28 protein-coding genes are annotated in these 23411 nt (G+C 45.0%); 21 read left to right on the top strand and 7 right to left on the bottom strand.

Going from position 1 to position 23411, the window contains the following annotated elements; translation table 11 throughout:
• The first annotated feature begins 103 nt into the window (after window positions 1–103).
• A complete protein-coding gene (locus MKX46_RS10965; RefSeq protein WP_029517173.1) occupies window positions 104–1063 on the top strand; it encodes a magnesium transporter CorA family protein in 960 nt (319 codons plus the stop codon).
• A gap of 114 nt (window positions 1064–1177) precedes the next feature.
• Here MKX46_RS10965 and MKX46_RS10960 read toward each other — a convergent pair whose 3' ends face one another.
• The 4 genes from MKX46_RS10960 to MKX46_RS10945 form a co-directional block, all read right to left on the bottom strand.
• Entirely contained in the window at window positions 1178–1654 is a 477-nt protein-coding gene (locus tag MKX46_RS10960) for a DUF5665 domain-containing protein (protein WP_049816975.1), read from the bottom strand.
• 95 nt (window positions 1655–1749) lie between these two features.
• The gene (locus tag MKX46_RS10955) at window positions 1750–2151 is read right to left on the bottom strand and encodes a YtxH domain-containing protein (protein WP_029517175.1); all 402 of its coding nucleotides are present in this window, start codon (window positions 2149–2151) and stop codon (window positions 1750–1752) included.
• A 41-nt stretch (window positions 2152–2192) separates the two neighbouring features.
• Window positions 2193–2450, bottom strand: coding sequence for a GlsB/YeaQ/YmgE family stress response membrane protein (locus tag MKX46_RS10950; protein ID WP_341071238.1), 258 nt, complete (start codon window positions 2448–2450; stop codon window positions 2193–2195).
• 135 nt (window positions 2451–2585) lie between these two features.
• On the bottom strand, window positions 2586–3290 hold the full coding sequence (locus MKX46_RS10945; protein ID WP_069011993.1) for a phosphatase PAP2 family protein: 705 nt from the start codon (window positions 3288–3290) through the stop codon (window positions 2586–2588).
• A gap of 231 nt (window positions 3291–3521) precedes the next feature.
• On the opposite strand from MKX46_RS10945, the gene MKX46_RS10940 reads away from it, so the two are divergent.
• On the top strand, window positions 3522–4241 hold the full coding sequence (locus MKX46_RS10940) for a pirin family protein (protein WP_340886368.1): 720 nt from the start codon (window positions 3522–3524) through the stop codon (window positions 4239–4241).
• Window positions 4242–4433: 192 nt separating this feature from the next.
• On the opposite strand, the gene MKX46_RS10935 is transcribed toward MKX46_RS10940, so the two are convergent.
• Complete coding sequence (locus MKX46_RS10935) at window positions 4434–4661, bottom strand: DUF1128 domain-containing protein (protein ID WP_029517178.1); 228 nt, start codon at window positions 4659–4661, stop codon at window positions 4434–4436.
• 120 nt (window positions 4662–4781) lie between these two features.
• Here MKX46_RS10935 and yyaC point away from each other — a divergent pair, with 120 nt between their 5' ends.
• Window positions 4782–5372: a spore protease YyaC gene (yyaC, locus tag MKX46_RS10930; protein WP_039273804.1), complete on the top strand. Its 591-nt coding sequence runs from the start codon at window positions 4782–4784 to the stop codon at window positions 5370–5372.
• An 88-nt stretch (window positions 5373–5460) separates the two neighbouring features.
• Window positions 5461–6255, top strand: a complete 795-nt coding sequence (locus MKX46_RS10925; protein WP_165149399.1) for an alpha/beta fold hydrolase — start codon at window positions 5461–5463, stop codon at window positions 6253–6255.
• A gap of 154 nt (window positions 6256–6409) precedes the next feature.
• On the opposite strand, the gene MKX46_RS10920 is transcribed toward MKX46_RS10925, so the two are convergent.
• Window positions 6410–6976 carry a pyridoxamine 5'-phosphate oxidase family protein gene (locus MKX46_RS10920; protein WP_069011999.1) on the bottom strand — a complete coding sequence of 189 codons (567 nt, stop codon included), beginning with the start codon at window positions 6974–6976 and terminating at the stop codon, window positions 6410–6412.
• A 394-nt stretch (window positions 6977–7370) separates the two neighbouring features.
• Between MKX46_RS10920 and MKX46_RS10915 the strand changes: the two genes are divergently transcribed.
• Window positions 7371–8027, top strand: a complete 657-nt coding sequence (locus MKX46_RS10915) for a DUF6483 family protein (protein ID WP_069012001.1) — start codon at window positions 7371–7373, stop codon at window positions 8025–8027.
• The gene (locus MKX46_RS10910) at window positions 8014–9228 is read left to right on the top strand and encodes a class I SAM-dependent methyltransferase (RefSeq protein ID WP_029517183.1); all 1215 of its coding nucleotides are present in this window, start codon (window positions 8014–8016) and stop codon (window positions 9226–9228) included. Before MKX46_RS10915 ends, MKX46_RS10910 begins: the two co-directional genes overlap by 14 nt.
• Window positions 9229–9308: 80 nt before the next feature.
• Here the strand turns inward: MKX46_RS10910 and MKX46_RS10905 are convergent, their stop codons facing one another.
• Complete coding sequence (locus MKX46_RS10905; protein ID WP_029517184.1) at window positions 9309–9632, bottom strand: hypothetical protein; 324 nt, start codon at window positions 9630–9632, stop codon at window positions 9309–9311.
• 145 nt (window positions 9633–9777) lie between these two features.
• On the opposite strand from MKX46_RS10905, the gene MKX46_RS10900 reads away from it, so the two are divergent.
• From MKX46_RS10900 to MKX46_RS10830, 15 genes are all read left to right on the top strand, one after another.
• The gene (locus MKX46_RS10900) at window positions 9778–10392 is read left to right on the top strand and encodes a DedA family protein (RefSeq protein ID WP_029517185.1); all 615 of its coding nucleotides are present in this window, start codon (window positions 9778–9780) and stop codon (window positions 10390–10392) included.
• Window position 10393: 1 nt separating this feature from the next.
• A complete protein-coding gene (locus MKX46_RS10895; RefSeq protein WP_029517186.1) occupies window positions 10394–10963 on the top strand; it encodes a thioredoxin family protein in 570 nt (189 codons plus the stop codon).
• Window positions 10964–10966: 3 nt separating this feature from the next.
• Window positions 10967–11596 carry an MBL fold metallo-hydrolase gene (locus MKX46_RS10890; protein WP_029517187.1) on the top strand — a complete coding sequence of 210 codons (630 nt, stop codon included), beginning with the start codon at window positions 10967–10969 and terminating at the stop codon, window positions 11594–11596.
• Between the two features lie 241 nt (window positions 11597–11837).
• Window positions 11838–12047: a hypothetical protein gene (locus MKX46_RS10885; protein ID WP_029517188.1), complete on the top strand. Its 210-nt coding sequence runs from the start codon at window positions 11838–11840 to the stop codon at window positions 12045–12047.
• Window positions 12048–12127: 80 nt separating this feature from the next.
• On the top strand, window positions 12128–12514 hold the full coding sequence (locus MKX46_RS10880) for a hypothetical protein (protein ID WP_025675434.1): 387 nt from the start codon (window positions 12128–12130) through the stop codon (window positions 12512–12514).
• A gap of 304 nt (window positions 12515–12818) precedes the next feature.
• A complete protein-coding gene (gene gatC, locus MKX46_RS10875) occupies window positions 12819–13106 on the top strand; it encodes an Asp-tRNA(Asn)/Glu-tRNA(Gln) amidotransferase subunit GatC (RefSeq protein WP_013311910.1) in 288 nt (95 codons plus the stop codon).
• 27 nt (window positions 13107–13133) lie between these two features.
• Window positions 13134–14591 carry an Asp-tRNA(Asn)/Glu-tRNA(Gln) amidotransferase subunit GatA gene (gene gatA, locus MKX46_RS10870; RefSeq protein ID WP_023990257.1) on the top strand — a complete coding sequence of 486 codons (1458 nt, stop codon included), beginning with the start codon at window positions 13134–13136 and terminating at the stop codon, window positions 14589–14591.
• A gap of 26 nt (window positions 14592–14617) precedes the next feature.
• The gene (gatB, locus tag MKX46_RS10865; protein WP_338532819.1) at window positions 14618–16063 is read left to right on the top strand and encodes an Asp-tRNA(Asn)/Glu-tRNA(Gln) amidotransferase subunit GatB; all 1446 of its coding nucleotides are present in this window, start codon (window positions 14618–14620) and stop codon (window positions 16061–16063) included.
• A 129-nt stretch (window positions 16064–16192) separates the two neighbouring features.
• A complete protein-coding gene (locus MKX46_RS10860; protein WP_029517189.1) occupies window positions 16193–16654 on the top strand; it encodes a GNAT family N-acetyltransferase in 462 nt (153 codons plus the stop codon).
• Between the two features lie 95 nt (window positions 16655–16749).
• Window positions 16750–17463, top strand: a complete 714-nt coding sequence (locus MKX46_RS10855; RefSeq protein ID WP_029517190.1) for an MgtC/SapB family protein — start codon at window positions 16750–16752, stop codon at window positions 17461–17463.
• Window positions 17464–17546: 83 nt separating this feature from the next.
• Entirely contained in the window at window positions 17547–18200 is a 654-nt protein-coding gene (locus MKX46_RS10850; protein ID WP_029517191.1) for a hypothetical protein, read from the top strand.
• Between the two features lie 7 nt (window positions 18201–18207).
• Entirely contained in the window at window positions 18208–19611 is a 1404-nt protein-coding gene (locus MKX46_RS10845; RefSeq protein ID WP_341071237.1) for a DUF4097 family beta strand repeat-containing protein, read from the top strand.
• A gap of 108 nt (window positions 19612–19719) precedes the next feature.
• Window positions 19720–20151: a Fur family transcriptional regulator gene (locus tag MKX46_RS10840; protein WP_029517193.1), complete on the top strand. Its 432-nt coding sequence runs from the start codon at window positions 19720–19722 to the stop codon at window positions 20149–20151.
• A gap of 184 nt (window positions 20152–20335) precedes the next feature.
• Window positions 20336–22054 (top strand): glycosyl hydrolase family 18 protein, encoded by a 1719-nt coding sequence (locus MKX46_RS10835; protein WP_029517194.1) that lies wholly within the window; start codon window positions 20336–20338, stop codon window positions 22052–22054.
• 112 nt (window positions 22055–22166) lie between these two features.
• Window positions 22167–23045: a nucleotidyltransferase-like protein gene (locus MKX46_RS10830; protein ID WP_029517195.1), complete on the top strand. Its 879-nt coding sequence runs from the start codon at window positions 22167–22169 to the stop codon at window positions 23043–23045.
• Window positions 23046–23411 lie beyond the last annotated feature (366 nt).

Here is a 23411-nt window from a genome sequence, read left to right as displayed (position 1 = left end):
TGGTTTAACATATTTGATGTCACATCGTAAGGACACGTTATTCCGATATGGGAAACGTGTCCTTTTTATAAAGCGAAAAAGGTTGGGAGGAAGGTTGGAATCCATGACAGCATTTGAACAGATTTCTTCCTTTCGTGGAGGATGGGAATGGTGGGACATCAGTGCTGGGAATTGGCAAGATTCGGTCATACAGCACTTGAAGGAGAAGCTCCCAGAAGCCGCAGAATGGCTGGACAAGGTAGAGGACATTCCATCCAGCTTTATATCTGTACGCTTTCCAGATGGCAATCAGCCCTTAATGTACGGGTCGCTGATCTACTCCGTTCAAGAGGAAATCGATAGTCAACGCAATTGCAACAAGTTTTATTTTCTGGTTCTAAACCAGAAGCTGGTGACGTTAAATTTGGATCAAAACACCCGTGAAATTATGCACACCGCGGAACGCCAAAAAATGCTGGAACAGTGTGAGGATGCAGCTGACGGCATGTTTGTATTGGCGAGAGCCGTGCTTCATTATTTTCATACAGGTATGGATAAGTTCGAGATCAACCTGAGAAGACTGGAAGAGGACATGGAGAAAAGAAATGCCCGTACACTGATGGATTCTATATTGAATGCACGTTTCGAGCTGTTGTATTGGAGCAATATGTTCATTCCTTTTTCAGAGCTGGTAACGGCTTCTCGGGAGGCATATTTGGATAAACTGGAGGAGAATCGCTTTTTTAAGCAGTTACTTTACCGTGTGACTCGGATGGAAGGACTTTTCCTGCATTATGAAAAGGAAATCGACACCCTGATCTCTATTGACGAGGCCATTTCCGCTTTTAGGGGCAATGAGATTACGAAGACGCTCACCATTGTGACCGCCGTTTTTACACCTGCCACTGTAGTGGGGGCCATTTGGGGCATGAACTTTGAAAATCTGCCTTGGATTAAAACAGGCTGGGGTTTTACCGCCGTGATTATTGCCACATTGCTAAGTATGGCGGGAATGTACGGCTGGCTGATGATGAAGGGGTGGACAGGTGACTTATTGAAAACTAACAAGCGCAACAAATTGTAGCGGCTGATTACGGCTGTTATAATTTACAAATAAAAAACGATCCATCGTAACAGGAGGCTCTTTGGGGAGTCTATATCGGTTACGATGGATCGTTTTTAAATGAGATAGGGACAATTACTTAGTACCTTGGCTCATTTTGATATATCCTAATAATTCGGCGATGAAATCTCCGATGACCGGAAGATTTAACTGTACCAGGAAACTGAGCAACCAAGCGAGCAAGGCGAGTATGACCACTGTACCCAGCGTAAGGCCGAGACCACGTGCAATCCCTGCAGTCAGATTGCTCATAATTCTTCTTTTCGTGCTGGAGTAGTTCTCTATAATATCTTTGAATTCTGCTTTTTCCAATGTATCTGCGATTTGATCTAGGCGTTTGTTAAGCCGCTTGACCTCATGGCGAAGTTCAAAAGGATGCTCATTTACATCAAAGTCTCTCTCCGGATCATGTGTTTTAACATGATGATGAGTAGAAGAGGTCTGCTTGGATGAAATCTCATCTGGCTGATCTTGAGCCTGGAGGGGGTGAAAGGTTCTCTTGTTGTTCCGAGCAAGATCATCTCCATAGGAGTTTGGTTTGTTCATTGTCATCCCAGCCTTTCTATCATTTAAAAACAGCCAGCTTCTTGCATGCTGGCTGTTCAGTGTTTGGATATTATTTTGGTTGTAATCGGAATGTGTTCCTATTAGGAATTTGCATTTAATTGTTTTTGAGTGTCCTTGGCTGCTTGAGCGGTTGCATCCATAACTTCTTTATCCGCTTTGGCCGCTTCATTAGCGACATCGGCAGAAGCTTTGGTTACGCTGGATACGATGTTGTCTTTACTCTCGGATACCGTTTTGGCTACATCTGCTGTTTTAGTGGAAACGGTTTTGGCCAAATCTGTCGCTTTGCTGCTAACTACAGATGCGACATCCTTCGTTTTATCGGAGACAACAGTCATTTTTTCGGACAGATCACTACGTAAATCGCGACCCGGCTTTGGAGCGAACAGCAGGGCTGCCGCAGCACCAATCAAACCTCCAATGAATAAACCCTTTGCAAAACCTGAAGTGCTTGCCATATTTTGATTGTCAATGTTACTCATGATATATCACTCCTTTTATAGAATAAAAATATATATAAATGTTAGGTAGCCCTTCTCAATAGCCTGGACGCAAGTCCGAGCAAGAATACGAACAATGCGGTTCCAAGTATGGCTGGAATGACTGCAAAATCTCCGATGACCGGGCCCCAGTCTCCCAACAGCATGACACCTAGCCAAGCTCCTACAAATCCAGCAATCATAGAGCCTGCAATGCCGCCAGGCATTTCATGTCCAGCTAGTGCATCGCCAATCAATCCGATAATAATGGTCATTACAATACTTAGTACAATTCCCCACACAAGGATCGCCTCCCTTATCCTAAGTTCACAAACGATAACGTTTTTGATAAATGCTGAGCTTCGATATTGCTGTGCCTTGCTTACTTCGTATATAAACGTCATGACCCGGAGTGAAACAAAAAGCCGAATCGGACGTTATGGGCGGGGGGGAGAAGAAAGTTGCATTTTCGCTCGCCAATAGATCATAGGAACGGTAAACGCCAGCCAAATGATGCCTGCAATATAACCACCCACAATATCTGTAGGAAAGTGAACTCCTAAATATATACGGCTTAGTCCAATCAATATAATGAGCAGTGCACCAAGAACGCACGGGAGGAAGAGCGAACGCTCACGAATCTTTCGTTCTATAGCCCAGATGGCAAATATCATGCCGTAAAATCCCATGGAAATCATCGCATGACCGCTGGGAAAACTGTAGCCCCCGGCTTCAACCAAATGTTGAAGTGACGGGCGTTCCCGTTGCAGAATTTCTTTAATGAGCGTATTCAGCACCCACATCGCCGTAAAGCTGCTTAGGATCGCAAAGGAATAAGCTTTTGAACGAAGAAAGACCCAGCATAAGGTAGCAGCACCGAGGGCGATAATTAACGACATGCTGAATGAACCGAAAGACGTAATGAATATAGCGATGGTTAGCAATTGGTCATGAGTAGCTGCTGTGTCTGGAAAAATAGCATCCTGTATACGCTCATCCCAATATAGAAAAGGAGCCGTGCCAATCCATTGCACAGAGTAGGCGATGAGAAGCATCACAGCGATCATGATAATAGATGCATACAGACTACGACGCAAATAGCTTGGTAGGAACCGGGATGGTTGGGGTTTATGGGATAGCATATGTAATAAATCTCCTCCTTATGGCTGTAATAGATTTAATTTTTCGTACTATTAACTTAACTAATAATGAACTTAAGAGCAAAACTCGACGGAGACGACAGGCTGATTGAGGCATTTAAGCCCGGGGTAAAGGGATCGTATCACAGTGTTTGCAATGCCAGGGCCGAAAGTGGAATAGTCATCACGAAGCAAGGCTGCTTTACGGAACTGTAATCCATGGAGGTGTTAAGGATGATTAAAATAGTGACATCGGCAGAAAGACATACCTCAAATAAAGGATGGATTCATAGTGAGTTTAGCTTTTCATTTGCCGATTATGAAGATCCGAGCAATGCCCATTTTGGTTGTATGCTAGCCCATAATGATAACAAACTTGAACCGCAGCAAGGCTTCAAAAGACATCCGCATCACGATTTGGAAATCGTCACTTATGTAATTGAAGGCCAATTGCATCATAGCGACAGCTTGGGACATGAGCAGGATTTAAAAAGCGGCTCGATTCAGGTTCTGAGTGCAGGCACCGGGATTGAACATGAAGAGCGAAATACTGGGGATGAAAGACCGGTTCGCTTTTTGCAAATGTGGTTTTTACCCGAGAGCCCTGGCATTCAGCCTTCTTATCAGGTGCAAAGATTCAAGCACAGTGAACGCCTAAATCGGCTTCAGCCTGTTGTGTCTGGTTCAGAAGTGGAGGGAACGTTATCCATCGCGCAGGATATAAATCTGTATCTGAGCAGATTGGAAAAAGGCCAGCAGCTTGAATATCCGCAGCAAGAGGAGCGCCGCACCCACATTTATGTAGTTAGCGGTCATGTGGAAGTTACGTGCCAGGATGGAGATTTTCAGTTAGGGCCTGGTGATGCTGCACGAATTCAAAAAAGTTGTGCATTAAAGATACTAGCTACAGGTAATGAGGATATATCTGAACTGGTGTTAGCAGATTTACCTTGAAGCATCCTTGAGTGAAGAAGTGTATGAAAATGCGTATATGCAATCGAAAAATAAAGCTCGTATCCCCGTTGCGCGTCTGTTGAAGCGAGCGGAGGTACGAGCTTTATTTACGGTGACAGGGCCACTGGCATGAAGGCTGTTGCTCATGATGATAGGTTGTAATACAGCTAAGCTGTATTCCTATAGGCTGATTCAGGAGGACTTACGCAATCTACCCAGTTCAGAAACAATAGCTTCAACCTCGGAAATGCTCAGGTTAGGCTTGTTTATCACCATATCATAGACATCATGGATGTCCTCGTATTGCTCCAGCGAGAAAGCGGAAGCTTGCATAGCAGCACCACTCGCCATACGGAGCTTGGTTTTAATGCCCTCAATCATATACTCAATGTTGGCATGAGACGGTACAGACAAATCCATCGTTAATTTTCCATCCTTTCATAACAGGAGAAGTTGCCTGTATTGTATCATGTTTTTGTTGTAGAATGTACTGAAAGCCAGATTACCAATATACAACCGAATCAAGGAGGATGGGCAAAGTTGTCTTTGTATAATCGAGCTTCCGCACCCGGACGCTCGTCCTTAGAACATAATGTAAAGAAAACAGATCGAGATGGACTCGCGCCGTTTTTCCGAGAAATTCATCATCAGCATGCTATAGATAAGTTGACTTTTGTTTGTATCGGTACAGATCGCTCGTCGGGTGATTCACTGGGGCCACTGGTAGGCACCATGCTCAAGGAGCAAGGTTTTCCGCACGTGATTGGGACAATGTCGGAGCCCTGTGATGCGGATCATCTGGTTCCATACTTGGAGTGCATTCCCCAAGATCATCATGTGATCGCCATAGATGCTTGTCTTGGACAGCACGGCTCAACGGGAATGTTTCTTATTGCGTGTGAACCGCTAACTCCTGCGCGATCGGTAGGGCTGTCTCTGCCGTCTGTGGGTCATTATAGTGTTGCAGCGATTGTGAATGAGCGCAGTCCCAAACCCTATTGGACACTCCAAATGACTTCGCTTCACTTGGTCATGACAATGGCTGCGCATATTGCTAATGCGGCGGCTTGTGAATTTGGCTTAAAAACAGCTTCGCAAGATTTTCCAGAGGGTTACCGTTTCAGATATTGATCGTCTGCTTAATAATATACATCAGCATGTTCTACTCACTAATATATTCAGATCCAATAGATTATATACAGAGAAGGAAGGGTTCCACATGGAAAAGGTATTATGCGAAGGAACGACGATCTGCTATGCCGAACAGGGAAAAGGAGATCCGATCATTCTATTGCACGGATTTTGCGGAAGCTCCTCCTATTGGGATGAGGTTGTTCCCTTGCTGTCCCCAAGCTATCGTTGTATTGTTCCAGACTTGCGTGGACACGGACGCAGCGATGCTCCACTAGGAGCCTATACGATTGATCAAATGGCAGATGATATGCTTAAACTTCAAGAACAATTGGACATCCCTCAGGCTGCCTGGTTTGGTCACTCCCTAGGAGGCTATTTAGCCCTTTCGGCAGTGCAGAGACATGCAGAGCGCCTTACAGCCTTTGGACTGATTCATTCCACAGCTTATGCAGATACGGACGAAGGTAAAGAAAAGCGTAACAAGGCTGTATCTACCATCCAAACGGAGGGGATTACCAACTTTGTAGATGGACTCGTACCGGGACTGTTTGCTCCTGATCATGTGGAGTCGATGTCCAGCCAATTACTTAAAGTCAAAGAAATTGGCTACAAAACACCTCCGCAAGGAGCTGTAGGAGCATCATTGGCTATGCGCGAGCGTCCTGACCGACGGGATGTGTTGTCGGCTTCTGCCTTGCCAGCTCTTTTAGTAGCGGGGGAGCAGGATCAGGCGGTTCCTCCAGCGCGGACGTTTACAACAGATCGGGCCGGAGTAACTCAGGTTACCCTGCCGGAAGCAGGTCACATGAGCCTGTTTGAGGCACCGGAGCTATTAGCTAATGCTATCTTGGCGTTTTTGGAGCAAAACTTGAAAAAGTAGACTAAGGTAAGCCCAAAAACCGGAACCCTTTGATGTGATCGTCAGAAGGTTCCGGTTTCTTGTATGCAAATTGTTTTTAGATGTAGTCACTATACATTCAGTTTATTTGAATTTTGCTGACTTGTTGTATCATATCGGTTAATGTGCAGAATACCTAAGTCATATTATTTTTGTTCAAGGCAAACGCCGTCGGCAAACCATCAATACTCTCTAAACTTTTCTCGTATGCATACTTTTTAAGTACTTCTTCGCCCATCTGAATCGCCACGTCCTTCAGCTTTTCCCGTTCGCTCGTGTAAGTCATGAAGGGAACTGCAAAACCACATGAATCCTGCACCATATGAACATCAACTACTATGATTTGTCTTGCTCCAGGAAGTGGATTAAAGAGAGGATACAGCTCATTCCAACGCTTTGTATTGGGCAACACGACTGTGCCAGTACCATAGAGTCTTAATACACTGGGCTCGCCTTCAAATGCACAGAACATGATGGTTACCCGTCCGTTCTCTATAATGTGCGCACTTGTTTCGTTGCCACTTCCCGACAAGTCGAGATAGGCTACCTCCTGATCTGACAAAATACGAAAGGAATCATATCCCTTGGGGGAAATATTCACATGCCCCGTCTCGGATATCGGTGCTGATCCTACAAAGAAAATATGCTGTCGCTGTATGAACTCTTTATATTCCGGTAGTATCGCACTGAATTTTTTTCCCATACTTAAACGTCCTCCCCTGTAAAATATCAATGCATAATTTTGTTTCGAATGAAAATAAATATTTTATTTTATTATATGAATCAATAAATAATAAAGATTATTTTTGTTTCGCATGAAACAAAAATAACACGAGACTAACGGAGAATCAATATCAAATTTTCAAATACTCTATTTCGTTAGTCCATGATCGGCTACAAAACACTGTACTAACGGAATGTTACGTGCCATACGTGATTTCTGAGTGTCGAATCTTTGATGCTATAAAGTATTTGTAATTGTGTTAAATGAAATTGCGGCATGGCGGTGGCATTTGGCTTTTAGACAAGGATGTCATACAATCAGAAGACAGAAGTTTCTGGTTGTCTAGGCATCGGGATGAAAGGAAGGGAACGGCTTGCTTAGAAAAGACTATTTGCTCAGTATGATGGAAGAATTGACATCCGCAGTAGCATCGGTGCTCGGTCTTAGGCGCGAAAATAAACACATCGAAGCGCTGAAACAGCTAGATGACCTGCTCAACAAGCAGTTTCGTCTTCGTTCAGATCTGCTCAGACGATTGCCGCCGGAACAAATTATTGAGCTTTTCCGATTGGGCCCTGGAATTGAAGCGGATAAGCTTCAGCAGGTGGCTCGCATTTTGGAGGAAGAAGCCGCGATTTACCTGGAAACCAGCAGAACAGACGAAGGTATACGAATCTTGATGAAATCTCTTCATTTATATTTGTACAGCGATACGAATGGCGCGACTCGTGATCTGCAGGTCCTGCCTGAACGAATAGCGTGTATCGTGAAGCTGGTGCGCGAATATGAGCTCCCCCCTGAAACCAGCAAGCTGCTGGCTGTTCATTACGAGCGAGAAAACAGGTTGGACGAAGCCGCCGATGTCTGGTTTGGATTGGCATGGGAGCAGCCAGAGCTGCTAGCGGAAGCGGAGACGTTTTATAGTCAATTACTGGATAAGACCAATGCAGAGCTGGAGCTGGGTGGAATTTCACGCCAGGAAGTCACCGAGGGTTTGACCGAGATCACCCAATTACATGAAAGAAAGTGAGATGTACCTTTTGGATTCACTGCGCGAACTTATATACCAATTGACCACGGGAGGATCCCTCATAACAGCGACGCTGAGTCAGCTTCGCAAACGGGAGGATGCTTCTTTTACTAAAGTACAAATTAAACCTGTAGAATTGAAAAACAAACTGCATTACCAGTTTGCTTTTCATTACAGCAACAAAGTCATTCATGAAAATCTGACCCCTGACGAAGCTAACGAGCGTATGACTGCCTTGTTTGAGGACACGTTCCGCCAAGGACTTTTATGCGCCAAGGATGCAGACTACCAAGTGCTGATCAGTAAAAAATATAAAGTATCCATTCTGACAAAGTCACCGAGCAAAAGTAAAGCCGACCTGTCTCATAATCGCAAAAAGCAATATGTGCTCGAAGAAGGGGAACGAATTCCTTTCCTGATTGAGCTGGGGATTATGAATGAGGATGGTAAGGTACTGGCCCGCAAGTATGATAAGTTTCGTCAAATTAACCGGTTTCTCGAAATGGTGCAGGATGTATTACCTAGCCTTCCGGTAGGCCGCCCATTGACGATTGTGGATTTTGGCTGTGGCAAATCGTATTTGACCTTTGCGTTGTATCACTATTTGGCTGTACAGCAAAAGCGACCATTGCAGATCGTTGGTTTGGACTTGAAGGCAGATGTCATTGAAGCCTGTAATGTTCTGGCTCAAAAGCTGCAATATCGACAGTTGGAGTTTCTGGTCGGTGATATCGCAGACTATAACGAACTGGAACAGGTGGATATGGTTGTTACCTTGCACGCTTGTGATACTGCAACAGATGCGGCGCTGGAAAAGGCTGTTCGCTGGGGTGCTTCCGTCATTTTGTCGGTTCCGTGTTGCCAGCATGAGCTGTTTAACCAACTGGAAAATCCGGTATTGGAGCCGTTGCTTTCCCACGGCATTTTAAAGGAGCGTTTTTCTGCACTGGCAACGGATGGAATCCGGGCCAAACTGCTGGATATGATGGGATATCGGACACAGCTATTGGAATTTATCGACATGGAGCATACACCTAAAAATATTCTGATTCGTGCCGTCAAAGGGCAAGCGGGAGAACAATCCGTTCTGTGGCGTGAATACACAGCATTTCGGGATTTTATTCATGCTGATCCTTATTTGGAACGCGCTTGTGCGGACTTGCTTCCCGAAGGAGCGGGGAAAAAGCAGACACATAGCTAGGAATATAGTAAAAGTGGAGCCACTGCGGGGTGGCTCCACTTTTTTGTAGTTCACAGTTCATGATTGCATTACACAAACATCTATCCGCCATAGGCATTTCTAAAAGCGGTGCACAAGACATCGCGATCCACCTTCCACAATGCCGCGAGCTCCTCGCTGACATCTTCATCCCACCAGTCGCACAGTAGTTTGCGATTACTATGGTTTTCCGCAATCCAGATAAGGTGTCCGACGACCTTGCGGCAGTATAGTTCTTCGCCCTGCTTGACCAGATCAGGAGCAATGTGAACAGGCAGACGTTTGCAGGTTCGATACAACTCTTTGGTACATGCGCGGCGGATACCACGAGCCGTGGGTAATCGGGATTGTGAATTGTCATGTTTGGGGAATTTGCCGGGAGGCATATTGTACCCCCTCCTCTCTCTCACAACTTATGCGGGCAGAGGATCCGGGGTCACTGACTTCCCTTTTTGGACGAAGTGGCGACTTGTTCTGCCGCTGTGATACACTAAATGAAAATAGAGAAACAGGCAGGGAGTGGGAAGAGAGATGGACCAAATATCTAGTATCATTAATTATTTGTTTGAGATCATTCGTAGTCTTGGGTATTTTGGTATTATGCTAGGCTTGATGGTGGAGGTCATTCCAAGTGAAATAGTCCTCGCTTATGGCGGTTTTTTAGTGTCCTCGGGTCATATTAATTTTTTTGGCGCAGTCGTGTTTGGAACGATTGGCGGGGTGCTGGCCCAGTTGTTCATTTACTGGATTGGACGCTATGGCGGCAGACCCGTTTTAGATAAGTATGGGAAATACATACTCATCAAAAAAAGTCATGTTGACCACGCTGAAGCCTGGTTCAATAAATATGGCACAGGGGTCATTTTTACAGCTCGCTTTATCCCTGTTGTTCGTCACGCGATCTCAATCCCTGCCGGGTTGGCTCGAATGAACGTATGGCGCTTTATTATTTTGACAACGCTGGCGATTATACCTTGGTCTGTTTTGTTTATATATTTAGGTATGCTGTTGGGAGACAAGTGGGAACAAATTGACGAAGTGGCAGCACCTTACATCAAACCGATTTTGCTGGTTGCTCTTGCGCTCTTGATCATTTATTTTGTTATCAAATGGATTGTAGCCAAAAACAAAAAAGGAAGTGTATAACATGAGCCGTACTAACGTATCGCAATATTTCGGAAAGGGCTTGAGTCCTGAACAATTTATGGAGGGCATGGAAAAGAACAAAGAAGCCTTCCGCTCTGGATACGATCAGTTTGTGTGGAGCAGCGAAGAGGATCGGGAGTTTTTTGAAAGCCTGAACCATCGTGATGATCTGCGTGTGCTTATATTGGCTGCCGACTGGTGTGGGGATGTAGTACGCAATGTGCCAGTTGTGTTCCGCGCGTTGGAGAATAGCGGGATTCCAACCGAAGTATTGATTCTGGAAAATCATCAGGCGCTGATGGACGACTTCCTGACAATGGGCGGACGTGCTGTGCCGATTGTGATTTTTGCGGATACGGGAGGTCATGTACTTGGCCACTGGGGACCACGCCCTGCACATGTTCAACAAATTATGATCGCATTCAAACGTGAAAATCCAGATCGGGAAGCCGATGATTATCAAGAAAAAATCGCAGTTGCTCGTAAAGAAATGGCTGGAAAATATGGGGAGGGAACCGAGGTCCATCCTGTAATTGTTCAGGAATTACGCGAGCTGATCTCGGGATTTTAACTTATGACATTATCTATTCGCAGTTTTAATCTCGGCCCGCTCCAGACGAATGCTTATTTGCTTCAAGGAGATGATCCGAAGCGCGCTGTTATTATTGATCCAGGGATGAATCCGGGTCCTTTGCTGAGAGCCATTGAGCCACTGACGATTGAAGCTATCCTGCTGACGCATGCCCATTTTGACCATATCGGAGGAGTAGAGGAGATTCGCAATGCCAAAGACTGCCCGGTTTATCTGCACGTCTTGGAGCAAGACTGGCTTACATCTCCTAAGCTGAATGGCTCCTTGATGTGGCCAGAGGCATCCCCTCCGATCTCGACGGAACCAGCCGAATATGACTTGGCAGAAGGTCAACAATTGAACCTGATCGGTCACACGTTCCGGGTTTTCCATACACCGGGCCATTCACCCGGAAGTGTCAGCTTTTTATGCGGCAAAGATCTTTTTTCCGGGGATGTGCTATTTCGTCAGGGCGTTGGACGCACGGATCTGGCGGGCGGCCGCGAACGGGATCTATACGATTCTATTCAGAACAAATTGTTTCCACTCGGAGATGACGTTACAGTCTATTCCGGTCACGGTCCCAAAACGTCCATCGGTTATGAGAAAGCTAACAATCCGTATATCCGGTAAATGTGATGAATGTTCAGTAGGGGCAAAATCAAAGGTGTGACAGGTTTTGCCCCATTTCGACAACAAATTATAAATTATGTATAGACAAAGGTTTTTATTTTTGTTAACATAAATTTATTGAAGTTACATACTAAACTCGCGAAGCACGCAAGCTGTGGATGAATCCCGGTTTGCGTTCTTTTTTTTGCCCATTAAGAGGATAAAGAGGCATGAGGCCGTCAGATCACAAGGGGGAGCAAGAATGAAAAGAAAACATATATATGGGGTACAACGTGAGATTGGAGGTAGTTTCCGGGTTCCCAATATAATAGATATTGAAGATTCTGTGGCAGATTCCAAGCCGAAGATCATAACTTGGAAAAAGGTGAAACGACGGGGCGGAATCCCTACACAAAACTGGCATGTGAGGCTGAATGAACACAGGTTGGGACGTGGAGACGGTCGATTATGAAGATACATAGATGATATAGACAAGCTACTTTTTTTTTAGTAGACTTAGCAGATAAGTTCAGACAAACGGGGGGGCTAACGATGCATCATTTAGGAGCTAGAATTATGATCGTCGCGGATGCTTTTGAGCAGAATCTTCCTGTGGGCGAACATGGTTATATCATTGCTTACGACCGTAATGCGGACAATGCTTTTGACTATGTCATTCGCGTACCGAAGGTGAACCGCAATTTTTTTGTACCATCCGGAGACATCGAGCTGGAAGAGAGTATTCTCAAGCTGGAAGCCGAGCGGATTGAGCGTGAAGCGCTGATAGATTACGCCCTTGCTACCCATAATGAGCAACTGTTCATGCATGTGATGAACGGTGGTATTGATTCGGTAGAGACTGAGGAAGAAGAAACCGCGGCGGAGTTGTTGTCACAGGCTGATTTTATCAGACAAGTCAATTTGCGTGCTTGGATATAGAAGTCGGCTACGGTCGATTCTTTTTAAGAATATATAAAGGGCACAATCTTAGCTCCTATAGTTTTCACGAAAGAGCACCGAAAGGTGCTTTTTTTATATTCTTTTAGCAACATTTACCTCATCGAAGTGCAGTTTGCTTCTGTACCGCGTCAAAGATTGAATTGTAAAGGGTTCTATCCTATAATTAAAAACGTTATTTCAAAGTTCGGTGCAGCATTTTTTAATATCAGGATTTTGCAAAATTCGATTTCAGTCGCTTATTGGATTTTTTGCAAAATCCTCATATACATGAGGAGGGTTTTGTATGAACATTTCCACGGAAGATGTCCGTCACGTAGCCAAGCTGTCCAGGTTGAATCTGACCGCGGCTGAGGAAGAAACGATGACAGGACAATTAAACGCCATTCTCCATTATGCGGAGAAGCTGAATGAGCTGGATACGGAGCAGGTAAAGCCGACCACTCATGTGCTGCACGTCAGCAATGTCATGCGAGACGACGAAGTTCGCGAAAGTTTGACACATGAGCAAGTGATGCGCAATGCACCTGAAGAAGAAGACGGACAGTTTAAGGTTCCTGCTGTTCTGGAATAGATCTCATATTTGAAAGGAGGATGCAAATTGAGCTTGTTCAATAACACATTGCCCGAGATACATAACAAGCTGCATCAAAAGGAAATTTCCGTGAGTGATCTGGTAGGACACGCTCTGGAGACAATTGGTGCGCGGGAAGACAAGATCAGAGCTTATATTACCGTTGACGAGGAACAGGCCCGTGCATCCGCACGTCAGCTGGATGATCAACTGATTTCCGGAGAGGAAAGAGGGTTGTTGTTTGGCCTGCCAGTTGGCATTAAGGATAATATTGTGACAGAAGGGCTGCGTACAACATGTGGCAGTCAGTTTTTGAAAAATTTTGATCCCGTTTACGATGCCACAGTTGTTAGCAAGTTACGCGCAGCGCAAACCGTGACACTCGGTAAAATGAACATGGACGAATTCGCCATGGGCGGCTCTAACGAGAACTCCAGCTTTTTCCCTGCACGTAACCCTTGGGATTTAGAACGTGTTCCCGGTGGTTCCAGTGGCGGCTCGGCTGCGGCTGTTGCAGCAGGTGAGGCTTATTTCACGCTCGGCTCGGATACAGGGGGTTCCATTCGCCAGCCCGCTTCTTACTGCGGAGTAGTTGGCCTGAAACCAACCTATGGTCTAGTATCCCGTTTTGGACTGGTGGCTTTTGCCTCCTCTTTAGACCAAATTGGACCCATTACTAAAAATGTTCAGGATTCGGCCTATGTCCTACAAGCCATTGCAGGTTATGACCAGAAGGACTCCACTTCTGCAAAGGTAGACATTCCTGATTATTTGAACGCTTTAACCGGGGATGTAAAAGGACTACGTATCGCTGTGCCTAAAGAGTATCTTGGTGAGGGCGTCGATCCTCAGGTCAAGGAAAAGGTGCTGGATGCACTGAAAACGCTGGAAGGACTGGGTGCTGTTTGGGAAGAAGTATCTCTCCCTCACACAGAATATGCGGTAGCTACTTATTACCTGCTGGCTTCATCCGAAGCGTCATCCAATCTGGCACGTTTTGACGGCGTGCGCTATGGTGTACGTTCTGACAATCCAGACAACCTGCTTGATCTATACCATCAGTCCCGTACGCAGGGTTTTGGTCCTGAGGTGAAGCGTCGGATTATGCTAGGTACCTATGCGCTCAGCTCTGGGTACTACGATGCTTATTATTTGAAAGCTCAAAAAGTGCGCACACTGATTAAACAGGATTTTGATCGTGTATTTGAACAATATGATGTGATTATCGGACCTACTGCACCGACAACTGCTTTCAAAATCGGCTCGCAAGTGGACGATCCATTAACAATGTATTTGAACGATATTTTGACGATTCCGGTGAGCTTGGCTGGTGTGCCAGCCATTAGCATTCCGTGTGGTCTAGCGGATGGAATGCCAGTCGGACTACAAATCATCGGAAAAGCCTTTGACGAGTCTTCCGTGCTACGCGTAGCTCATGCTTTTGAACAAAATACCGAATTTCACAAGCAGCGTCCGCAGCTGTAATTTGCCAAAAAGGAGGGAACCTATTCATGTCTACAACTACATTCAAGTATGAGACGGTCATCGGACTTGAAGTGCACGTGGAATTGCATACGAAGTCTAAAATATTCTGTGGATGCTCGACATCCTTCGGAGCACCACCCAACTCTCATACATGTCCGGTCTGTCTCGGTCATCCAGGGGTATTGCCGGTATTGAACCGTCAGGCCGTTGATTATGCGATGAAAGCAGCAATGGCGCTGAATTGCACCATTGCTGATGTGAGCAAGTTTGACCGCAAGAACTATTTTTACCCCGATTCACCTAAGGCCTACCAAATCTCACAATACGATCAACCCATTGGCGAAAATGGCTGGATTGATATTGAAGTGAATGGTGAGACAAAGCGTATCGGTATTACTCGACTGCATCTGGAAGAGGACGCAGGGAAATTAACACATGTTGATGGTGGCTACGCATCTTTGGTCGATTTTAATCGGGTCGGCACACCATTGGTCGAGATCGTTTCGGAACCGGAGATATCTTCGCCGGAAGAAGCCAAGGCCTATCTGGAAAAAATACGTGCCATTATGCAGTATTGTGACGTATCCGATGTGAAGATGGAGGAAGGATCACTTCGCTGCGACGCGAATATCAGTCTTCGTCCGCATGGACAAAAAGAGCTAGGAACTAAAGCGGAACTGAAAAACATGAACTCCTTCCGTGGCGTACAGCGCGGACTGGAATATGAGCAGTTCAGGCAGGAGCAGACGCTGGACGAAGGCGGAACAATTGTACAGGAGACACGTCGTTGGGATGAAGCACAAGGTAAAACTTTATCCATGCGTGGTAAAGAACAGGCCCATGACTATCGTTATTTCCCAGACCCGGATCTCGTTACTCTTCATATAGACGAGGAATGGAAAGAGCGCATCCGTGCTTCGATTCCTGAATTGCCTGACCAGCGTAAAGCACGCTACACTTCCGAATATGGATTACCTGAGTATGATGCCCAGGTGATTACGTCCTCCAAGCCATTGGCCGATTTGTTCGAGGATAGCCTTCAATTCACCAAGGATGCCAAAGCAGTATCCAACTGGATTATGGGGGATCTACTCGGTTATTTGAACAGTGCCGGTGTTGAACTGTCGCAGGTTAAATTGACCGGTCGGGGCTTGGGTGAAATGATCGGACTGCTGGAGAAGGGAACGATCAATAGCAAAATCGCTAAAACGGTCTTCAAGGAAATGCTGGAAAGTGATAAACTGCCACAGCAAATTGTCGAAGAAAAAGGGCTTGTACAAATCAGTGATGAGGGTGCGATTCTTACAATTGTCGAACAAGTTGTAGCAGCTAACCCGCAATCGGTCGAGGATTACAAAGCTGGCAAGCAAAAGGCCATCGGCTTCCTAGTCGGTCAAGTGATGAAGGAGAGCAAGGGGAAGGCAAACCCTGGCCTTGCTAATAAGTTGCTGACGGAAGTGCTGAACCGCTAATGGCATAGATTTGACAGGGGCTTGTCTTTTAGGGACAGGCCCCTTTTGCATAGCCGCTAAGAATGGTTGGCGCGAACAAGCTTTAGAACCTGATGGCATTTTATGAGTTTCCTTAGGAGGGAAAACAGCATGGTTACCCTATGTTCATTGGAAGATGATGATATCGTCAGTCAGATATGGCGTCTACAGCATGTTGCCTATAGGCTGGAAGCTGAGCTGATTGGGTTTGATGAAATTCCTCCACTGATGGATACATTGGATACGCTGAGAAGCTGTGGAGAGTCTTTTTATGGGTGGCTGGAGGACGGTGAATTGCTAGGAGCACTGGCTGTGCAGTCCGAATCGCCCGATTCGCTTACCCTTACACGTATGATGGTTCACCCAGATCATTTTCGTAAAGGCATTGCAGATTCTTTAATGAAGCATGTTTTGAATGAATATCAAAATATCCCGTTGTTTATCGTCTCTACAGGAACTCTAAATACTCCTGCGGTGGCGTTATATCGAAAACATGGCTTTCGTCCCGTATCTGCGGCTGAGGTCGCTCCAGGCGTGGAATTAACTACCTACCATCTGCATAAGGTGGAATAGCATTGAGGTATCAAATTGACATTAAAAATGCACATAAGCCCACAAACCGCGCACCCGGAGTGGGAAGCACGACATAACCGGGAGGAGAGACTCGAATGAATAATCCGTGGATTATAGACGATTCACATATCATTTTACGGCTTTTACTGTCCATGCTTCTCGGTGGATTCATTGGGTTTGAACGCGAGCGTTCCAATCACGCAGCTGGTTTGAGGACTCATATTATGGTCAGCCTTGGTTCGACGCTGATTATGCTACTCTCCATTTACGGCTTTGCCGATTTTATTAAAGAAGCTAATGTACGCATAGATCCCGCTCGTTTGGCTACCGCTGTGATCACTGGCGTAGGCTTTTTGGGTGCAGGAACGATTATGTTCACAGGTAAATCCATTACCGGACTAACGACTGCGGCTTCCATTTGGGTCGTGGCTGCTATTGGCCTTGGGGTTGGAGCAGGGTTTTATTTCCCATCTATAGCGGCGACAGTGCTCGTATTTTTAAATTTATGGGTGTTTAACAAAGTTGAACTTCGGTATATGCGTGGACGCAAGCGCCATCTTATTACATTGTACGGATTGGCCTCTCACGGATTGCTGGATCAGATTTCGACTTATTTAGAGCAAGAAAAAGTGGAAATACGTAAAATAATGATTAAAGAACATGAAAATGTCCCATTTCACGAATTACATCCAGATCGGCAGAGTATGGAGGTTTCCCTAGAGGTGCTGGCCCGTCATGATTTTAATCCTGTACGTATTGCAGCAGATTTACGACAATGGGAAGATATAGCTGCAGTCTCTGTTGAGTAATAGGGTACCTTTTTTTAACAGTTACTCTTAAATCTGATTGGGGTACTATGTAAGCATTGAAATGTTTTTCAGCGGAACCACGTATGGGATTCAAAGGGGAGGATGGCATGAACTCGGAACAACCGTTACCGTCTGGAGAGGCTGGACAGCTACAAGCATCGGAACAGCTGGAACAACCCAGACAGGGGAAGCGTCTAAAATACGCTAAATTTCGCAAAGTGATTGCCATTATCATGGCGGCATTGTTACCCGGACTGGGACATCTTTTTTTAGGACTGTTTATCAGGGGGCTTAGTTTTATTGTATTGCTCCTGCTAGATATTTTTGCGATGCTGTATGTTTCCTCTGACGGCTTAAGGATCAACATTCCATTACTTATTTTGCTTGGATTGTTCATACCTGTTTTATATTTTTATAATGTATATGATGTCTTACAGTCTGCAGATTATATGGTTCGCTATCGACGTAAGCCTGATCGTTATGTACGAATGGATGCTAGAGGCCAGCAAAGTAGTCCTTTTTATGCGTGGGAGAGAGGCTTTGCTTTTGCTGTGCTGATGGTGGCAGGCGGTGGGCTTATGATTTTGTTTCGCATGAAACCTCGCTGGTTGAGCAATTTCTTTGAGGATTATGGATTCCTTACGCTGGCTATTTTATTAATGATGATCGGTTTATTCCTTTTTCTAAGGGAAGCCTTTCTGACCTTTAAGCGTAAAAAGTTGAAAGAAAGAGGGTGAAGCTGGCGTGCACCGTAAAATAAGAGTCGGGCGCTACACCTCTTCGCTTCTGTTGATGGCTGTAGGCATTTTGCTTATTGTAGATGTGTTTCAAAATACTGAATATATGCTTCAACTCCTCGTTTGGTGGCCCGTAATCTTCGTGCTTTGGGGACTGGAGTATCTAATTTTTTTTGCTGTGTACTTTCGGAAAGAAGGCAAGTCTGACAATGGAAGGCGATTCAGACCTGACCTAAAGGGGATTCTGTCCGCTTTGGTAGTGGCAGCCTCGGTTTTTATCGTGACCCAGCAAAATCATTATATGTATCTGTGGAATCGGGTCAGTCTCAATCTGACGTCAGCCTCTATGGATTTTAGCCAGGCTAAAGAGAATCGGTATGATATGGGTGGTGTGCTGGTACCTGTAACTATGCAGACGTCCGATTTAATAGTTGATTCGGTTAATGGTGATGTAACACTGATCAGACGACCTGTGTCCAATATAGAGGTACGAGGGACTCTATGGGTGGATCAAGCGCCTGCTGCCGAAGCGGACAAGATTGCTCAAGCTTCTTCACTGACTTCTACCGACGGCAAGACTATCCAGATTCGTCCGGAGGCACAGTCATACGGAGCATCAAGCAAACGTCAGCCTCGTGTGAACATGCTGATCACCGTGCCGGAGGACCGACGGTTCAATATGCAGATTAGAACCTCCAACGGGAATATTACCTTGAATGGAGTTGATGCTATTGACAGCATTAGACTCGAGAGCGGTAATGGAAATCTCACCGTTAATGACGCTATCGGCAATGTCAAGGGAGGCACGCTGAACGGTCAGGTTAAATTGCATCGGATTTCTGGAGATGTGGATGTGCGCACGAACCGAGGCGACATGCAGGCAGGCGATATTGAGGGAGCTGTCACACTACATACCATGGTAGGTGACATTCAGCTTGCTCGTTCGGAAGGAGATATCACTGTTGATACTCAGAATGGGGACATGAATGTGTTGAATTCTACAGCCAAGCTGAATGCTAATTCGCTTAATGGCTCTATCAAAGTGCATAGCGAACAGGTGGGCGGAGATTGGAAAATATACAGTGCTGTCGGTGATATCGTATTGGATCTTCCGTCGAATGGAGATTTTCAGTTAGAGGGTTCAAGCAGTTATGGTAATCTTCAATCCGATTTTCCATTTAAAATAGACAGTAAAAGTATTTCAGGCCAAAACGGGACAGGCAAGTATGCGATCAACGTGGAGGGCAACAGTAATTTAACCATTAAAAAGTTACTGATGCCGTCGTTACCCGACTTGGAAGATTCCGGGGGTACGACTGCGCCCGATACATCTGAAATCTCTCCGGCTGAACCTAGAGCTCCCGAGACAGATACCTCTATAGGAACATCCGGCGACAATACGGCGCGTTGACAAGAAACTTGAGTAGACCGTACAATGTGAGTAGGTTTAGAAGTAAGTTGTAAATAGATGCGTGGTAATTGATAGGATCGTAAGTAAGGGATAAGGCGGTGGACATATATGGCAGCACGCGTCCAGCATGCTTTGGAACTTCTAAAGAAGACAGGTGTACGCATAACACCCCAGCGTCATGCCATATTAAACTATTTGATGGAAACCATGGGGCATCCGACTGCAGATGAAATATATCGAGCGCTTGAGTCCAAGTTTCCAAGTATGAGTGTGGCTACGGTTTATAATAACTTAAAGATGTTTATAGAAGCGGGTATGGTACATGAGTTGACCTATGGAGATAACGCCAGTCGTTATGATGCCAATATTTCGGAGCACTATCACATCATTTGCGAAAAATGCGGAAAAATTGAAGATTTCAGTTATCCCTATTTGGCTGATGTGGAACGTCATGCTGCGTTGGAAACAGGCTTCGAAGTGCATGGACATCGTATGGAGTTACACGGAGTATGCAAAACTTGTAGTAACAAACAAACGTAACGAAACAAGGAATAGAGTTTTTTTGTACGGTATGTATATATTGTAATGGATTGGAAACGTGAGCAATTCTCCGTAAGCGGGGATTTACCGCGTTTTTTTGTTTAAATCACTTTACTTTTGTTTCAAGTAATCTGTTGAGGTTACAAAATACGGAATTCAAAGTTCATACAATGGAGGTTCAATATTGGCCAGAAATCATTCCAGACGCCGCCGTAAACGTTCACGATTCAAAGGAGCGGCAAGCCTACTATTATTTGCAGCGATTATATGCGCAATTACTGTCGTATGGTTTGGTAATCCCCTTCATGAGAAACCCGATTGGCAGGGCAGTGTCCGTCCTATTTTTATGCAGGGCAAGTTGACTGGGTATGAAGCTCAAAGCTCCGGCAAGAACATGCTGATGCCGCTTAAATTGGTGCAAAGTCAAATTGATCCTTCGGTTCGCTATGAGGATGACAGCCAAACCGTCATTATGGCGACGAGACAAAGCTTGCTCTATATGAAGGTTTCGAAGGCACAAGGGGAATTGAATGGTAAAACATATGCGCTGAGCGCAGCCCCTCAGGTGATCAGTGGAGAGGTATATATCCCGATAGAAGCTGTACGTGAAGTATACGGCGTTTCTATACACGAAGACTCTGTAACGGGTGCCGTTATCTTGATGAAGGCCGGCGAGAAGGTCAGGCTGGGTAATGTGGAAAAGAAGGATGGGCAACAGGATGCTAGAATTGCCTTACGTAAAGAAGCCTCTAGCCTATCTTTTATTTTGACAGATGTACCTCAGCGGACGAAAGTACGTATCTGGTCCCAACAGGGTGATTGGTATTTTGTGCAGTTAGACAATGGCTATGCAGGATACATTAAATCAGACCATATCGCTGAAGGAGAAGAGCTTGTGATTCCTTCGGTTAAGGACGATTTGTCCATATCGGAGAAGCATTGGGAGGGTAGGCCAGTGAATCTCGCTTGGGAAGCCGTCTATAATCGCAAGCCTGATCCTTCCAAGTTTGATCCTATGCCTGGAGTAAATGTGGTGAGCCCTACGTGGTTCAGTGTCGTCGATCATGAGGGCACTGTAGAAAGCAAAGCGGATCCTGCTTATGTCAGCTGGGCACATCGCAAGGGTATGGAGGTTTGGGGGTTGTTGAGCAACAGTTTTAATCCCGAACTAACAACAGAAGCTTTGTCTACCTTTGAACGTCGAAAGTCGATTGTAGATCAGATGATTTCACTTGCTCAACAAAATGATCTGGACGGTATTAATATCGACTTTGAAAATGTTCATACAAAGGATGGTCCCAATGTCACCCAATTTTTGCGTGAACTTAAACCGATGGCTCGGGAACATGATTTGATACTGTCCATTGATGTTACGCCTAAATCTCAAAGTGAGATGTGGTCTGTTTTTTTGGATCGAAAAGCATTGGGGACTATAACAGATTATCTCATGGTAATGGCGTATGATGAGCATTGGGCGGCTAGTCCAAAAGCTGGTTCCGTCGCCTCGTTACCATGGACGGAAGCGTCAATTAAGCGAATTATTCGGGAAGATGAAGTGCCGTCTCAAAAAGTGGTTTTAGGTATTCCGTTATATACTCGCGTGTGGTCCGAGACTCCCAAAGAAGGGAAGATTAAGGTCACCTCCAAATCACTTGGTATGGAGTCAGCAGCCAATATCATAGCCCAATTTAAGTTGAATCCCAAGTTTAGAGCTTCCGAAGGCCAGAATTATGTCGAGTATACAGAAGACGGCGTAGTCAAAAAGATTTGGCTGGAGGATCAGGTATCTCTGAAGGCAAGAGTAGAACTTGCCAAATCGCTGAAGCTCGGAGGAATTGGTGTGTGGAATCGAAGCTTTGCAGATAAAGACGCTTGGATAACACTGAAAAAAATAAGTGAATAAGATAAAAAAATTTACAATTGAAGAAGGAAGTTTCTTATTTATGTAGAAATGATCACATGTATCCAAATATCCAATTTGCGGTCATAGCCGCCTTGCAGGTATGGAGGGAGAAGTGCAGCTAACCAAATTAAACCTGATATATGATGAATTGTTGCAGGAGGATTCGATAGGTATTATTTCGTACAGAAAACCGGGAGAGTATTTTCACGGTTCGATGTTGTATGACTTTGATGAACTCATTCTAATTATTGGAGAAGGCACCAAGCCAGTCCGTTCTATTCAACACTTATTTATGAATGGTTTAAGATGCCAAGTGTTGTACGCAACGCTCAGTTGTCTGAAGGAATGGATTATCGCTGGTGAACAAGCCAACATTATAGATTATGTGCTAGAAGGGCGTATTGTCTGGGAAAGGGATGACAGGGTTCGCTTTTTAAGACAGGAAATTGTTGATTTTAACGATCCACTGCGGGAGCAGAAGCGATTTCATGAGTTCTCCCGCTTTCTGGTCAATTACGTTCATGGTAAAAGAGCGGTGCGAGAAGGGCGGATCATTGACGCTTATCAAAGTGTTCTGAAAGCATTGGATCATTGGGCATCTATTGAACTCATTGAACGGGGGATTTATCCAAAGGTTCACTTATGGGTTCAGGTACAGCCTCTGGATCGAACAATTGACAAACTGTATAACGAACTCACATTAAGTACGGAAACCTTGGAACAACGGGTTGAACTAGTACTGCTTGCTTGTGAATTTTCAGTTATGTCAAAAATGGAGGAGTGCTCCTCTCCGCTATTCCGTATATTAGGCAGCAGACGGGAACCTTGGTCTATAAATGAACTTATTAACCATCCTGAGCTAAAGAATCTCCAATTGGATCTTACCGTCGTGCTCCGTAAACTGGTATATCGTTCACTTATTAGAGAAACAGCTGCCGGGGATTTTAGGGATCGCGGGCAAAATCGTGAACTGCGTTACTCCCTTATTTGATGTACAGGGGTTGATTTGTCAGGAAGAAAGGTTGTTAAACCGACTTTTCTTCCTTTTTTTGCACATGATCTAGTATTTATAAATAGTTAAAAAATATAAATTATTAATTTAGGTTGACGAGTATATAAAATATGTGATAAGTTATAACTCGCCCCATTAAGCAGCATGAATAGTTTTGAACTGTTTAAAGCAGGATAAACGTGTTGCATCAAGCGGAAAAAATAAGTTTTCAAAAAAAAGCTTGACGAAAAATGAGGTTATGTGTTACATTATTTAAGTCGCCGCTGAGACGCGGTGGTGAAACAAAGTAAGATGTTATGTAGGTTTGATCTTTGAAAACTGAACAACGAGTGAGTAAAACGATTT

The sequence above is a fragment of the Paenibacillus sp. FSL P4-0113 genome, from assembly GCF_038009305.1.
In the GTDB taxonomy this organism is placed as follows: Bacteria; Bacillota; Bacilli; order Paenibacillales; family Paenibacillaceae; genus Paenibacillus; species Paenibacillus polymyxa_D.
This window is presented reverse-complemented; position numbering and strand designations above follow the sequence as displayed.

What these genes read in the sequence shown, in the direction of transcription:
- MKX46_RS10965 (WP_029517173.1), top strand. Translation starts at nt 104, where the DNA reads ATGACAGCATTTGAACAGATTTCTTCCTTTCGTGGAGGATGGGAATGG.
- MKX46_RS10960 (WP_049816975.1), bottom strand. Translation starts at nt 1,654, where the DNA reads ATGACAATGAACAAACCAAACTCCTATGGAGATGATCTTGCTCGGAAC.
- MKX46_RS10955 (WP_029517175.1), bottom strand. Translation starts at nt 2,151, where the DNA reads ATGAGTAACATTGACAATCAAAATATGGCAAGCACTTCAGGTTTTGCA.
- MKX46_RS10945 (WP_069011993.1), bottom strand. Translation starts at nt 3,290, where the DNA reads ATGCTATCCCATAAACCCCAACCATCCCGGTTCCTACCAAGCTATTTG.
- MKX46_RS10940 (WP_340886368.1), top strand. Translation starts at nt 3,522, where the DNA reads ATGATTAAAATAGTGACATCGGCAGAAAGACATACCTCAAATAAAGGA.
- MKX46_RS10935 (WP_029517178.1), bottom strand. Translation starts at nt 4,661, where the DNA reads ATGGATTTGTCTGTACCGTCTCATGCCAACATTGAGTATATGATTGAG.
- MKX46_RS10925 (WP_165149399.1), top strand. Translation starts at nt 5,461, where the DNA reads ATGGAAAAGGTATTATGCGAAGGAACGACGATCTGCTATGCCGAACAG.
- MKX46_RS10920 (WP_069011999.1), bottom strand. Translation starts at nt 6,976, where the DNA reads ATGGGAAAAAAATTCAGTGCGATACTACCGGAATATAAAGAGTTCATA.
- MKX46_RS10910 (WP_029517183.1), top strand. Translation starts at nt 8,014, where the DNA reads ATGAAAGAAAGTGAGATGTACCTTTTGGATTCACTGCGCGAACTTATA.
- MKX46_RS10905 (WP_029517184.1), bottom strand. Translation starts at nt 9,632, where the DNA reads ATGCCTCCCGGCAAATTCCCCAAACATGACAATTCACAATCCCGATTA.
- MKX46_RS10900 (WP_029517185.1), top strand. Translation starts at nt 9,778, where the DNA reads ATGGACCAAATATCTAGTATCATTAATTATTTGTTTGAGATCATTCGT.
- MKX46_RS10895 (WP_029517186.1), top strand. Translation starts at nt 10,394, where the DNA reads ATGAGCCGTACTAACGTATCGCAATATTTCGGAAAGGGCTTGAGTCCT.
- MKX46_RS10890 (WP_029517187.1), top strand. Translation starts at nt 10,967, where the DNA reads ATGACATTATCTATTCGCAGTTTTAATCTCGGCCCGCTCCAGACGAAT.
- MKX46_RS10885 (WP_029517188.1), top strand. Translation starts at nt 11,838, where the DNA reads ATGAAAAGAAAACATATATATGGGGTACAACGTGAGATTGGAGGTAGT.
- MKX46_RS10880 (WP_025675434.1), top strand. Translation starts at nt 12,128, where the DNA reads ATGCATCATTTAGGAGCTAGAATTATGATCGTCGCGGATGCTTTTGAG.
- gatC (WP_013311910.1), top strand. Translation starts at nt 12,819, where the DNA reads ATGAACATTTCCACGGAAGATGTCCGTCACGTAGCCAAGCTGTCCAGG.
- gatB (WP_338532819.1), top strand. Translation starts at nt 14,618, where the DNA reads ATGTCTACAACTACATTCAAGTATGAGACGGTCATCGGACTTGAAGTG.
- MKX46_RS10860 (WP_029517189.1), top strand. Translation starts at nt 16,193, where the DNA reads ATGGTTACCCTATGTTCATTGGAAGATGATGATATCGTCAGTCAGATA.
- MKX46_RS10855 (WP_029517190.1), top strand. Translation starts at nt 16,750, where the DNA reads ATGAATAATCCGTGGATTATAGACGATTCACATATCATTTTACGGCTT.
- MKX46_RS10850 (WP_029517191.1), top strand. Translation starts at nt 17,547, where the DNA reads ATGGGATTCAAAGGGGAGGATGGCATGAACTCGGAACAACCGTTACCG.
- MKX46_RS10840 (WP_029517193.1), top strand. Translation starts at nt 19,720, where the DNA reads ATGGCAGCACGCGTCCAGCATGCTTTGGAACTTCTAAAGAAGACAGGT.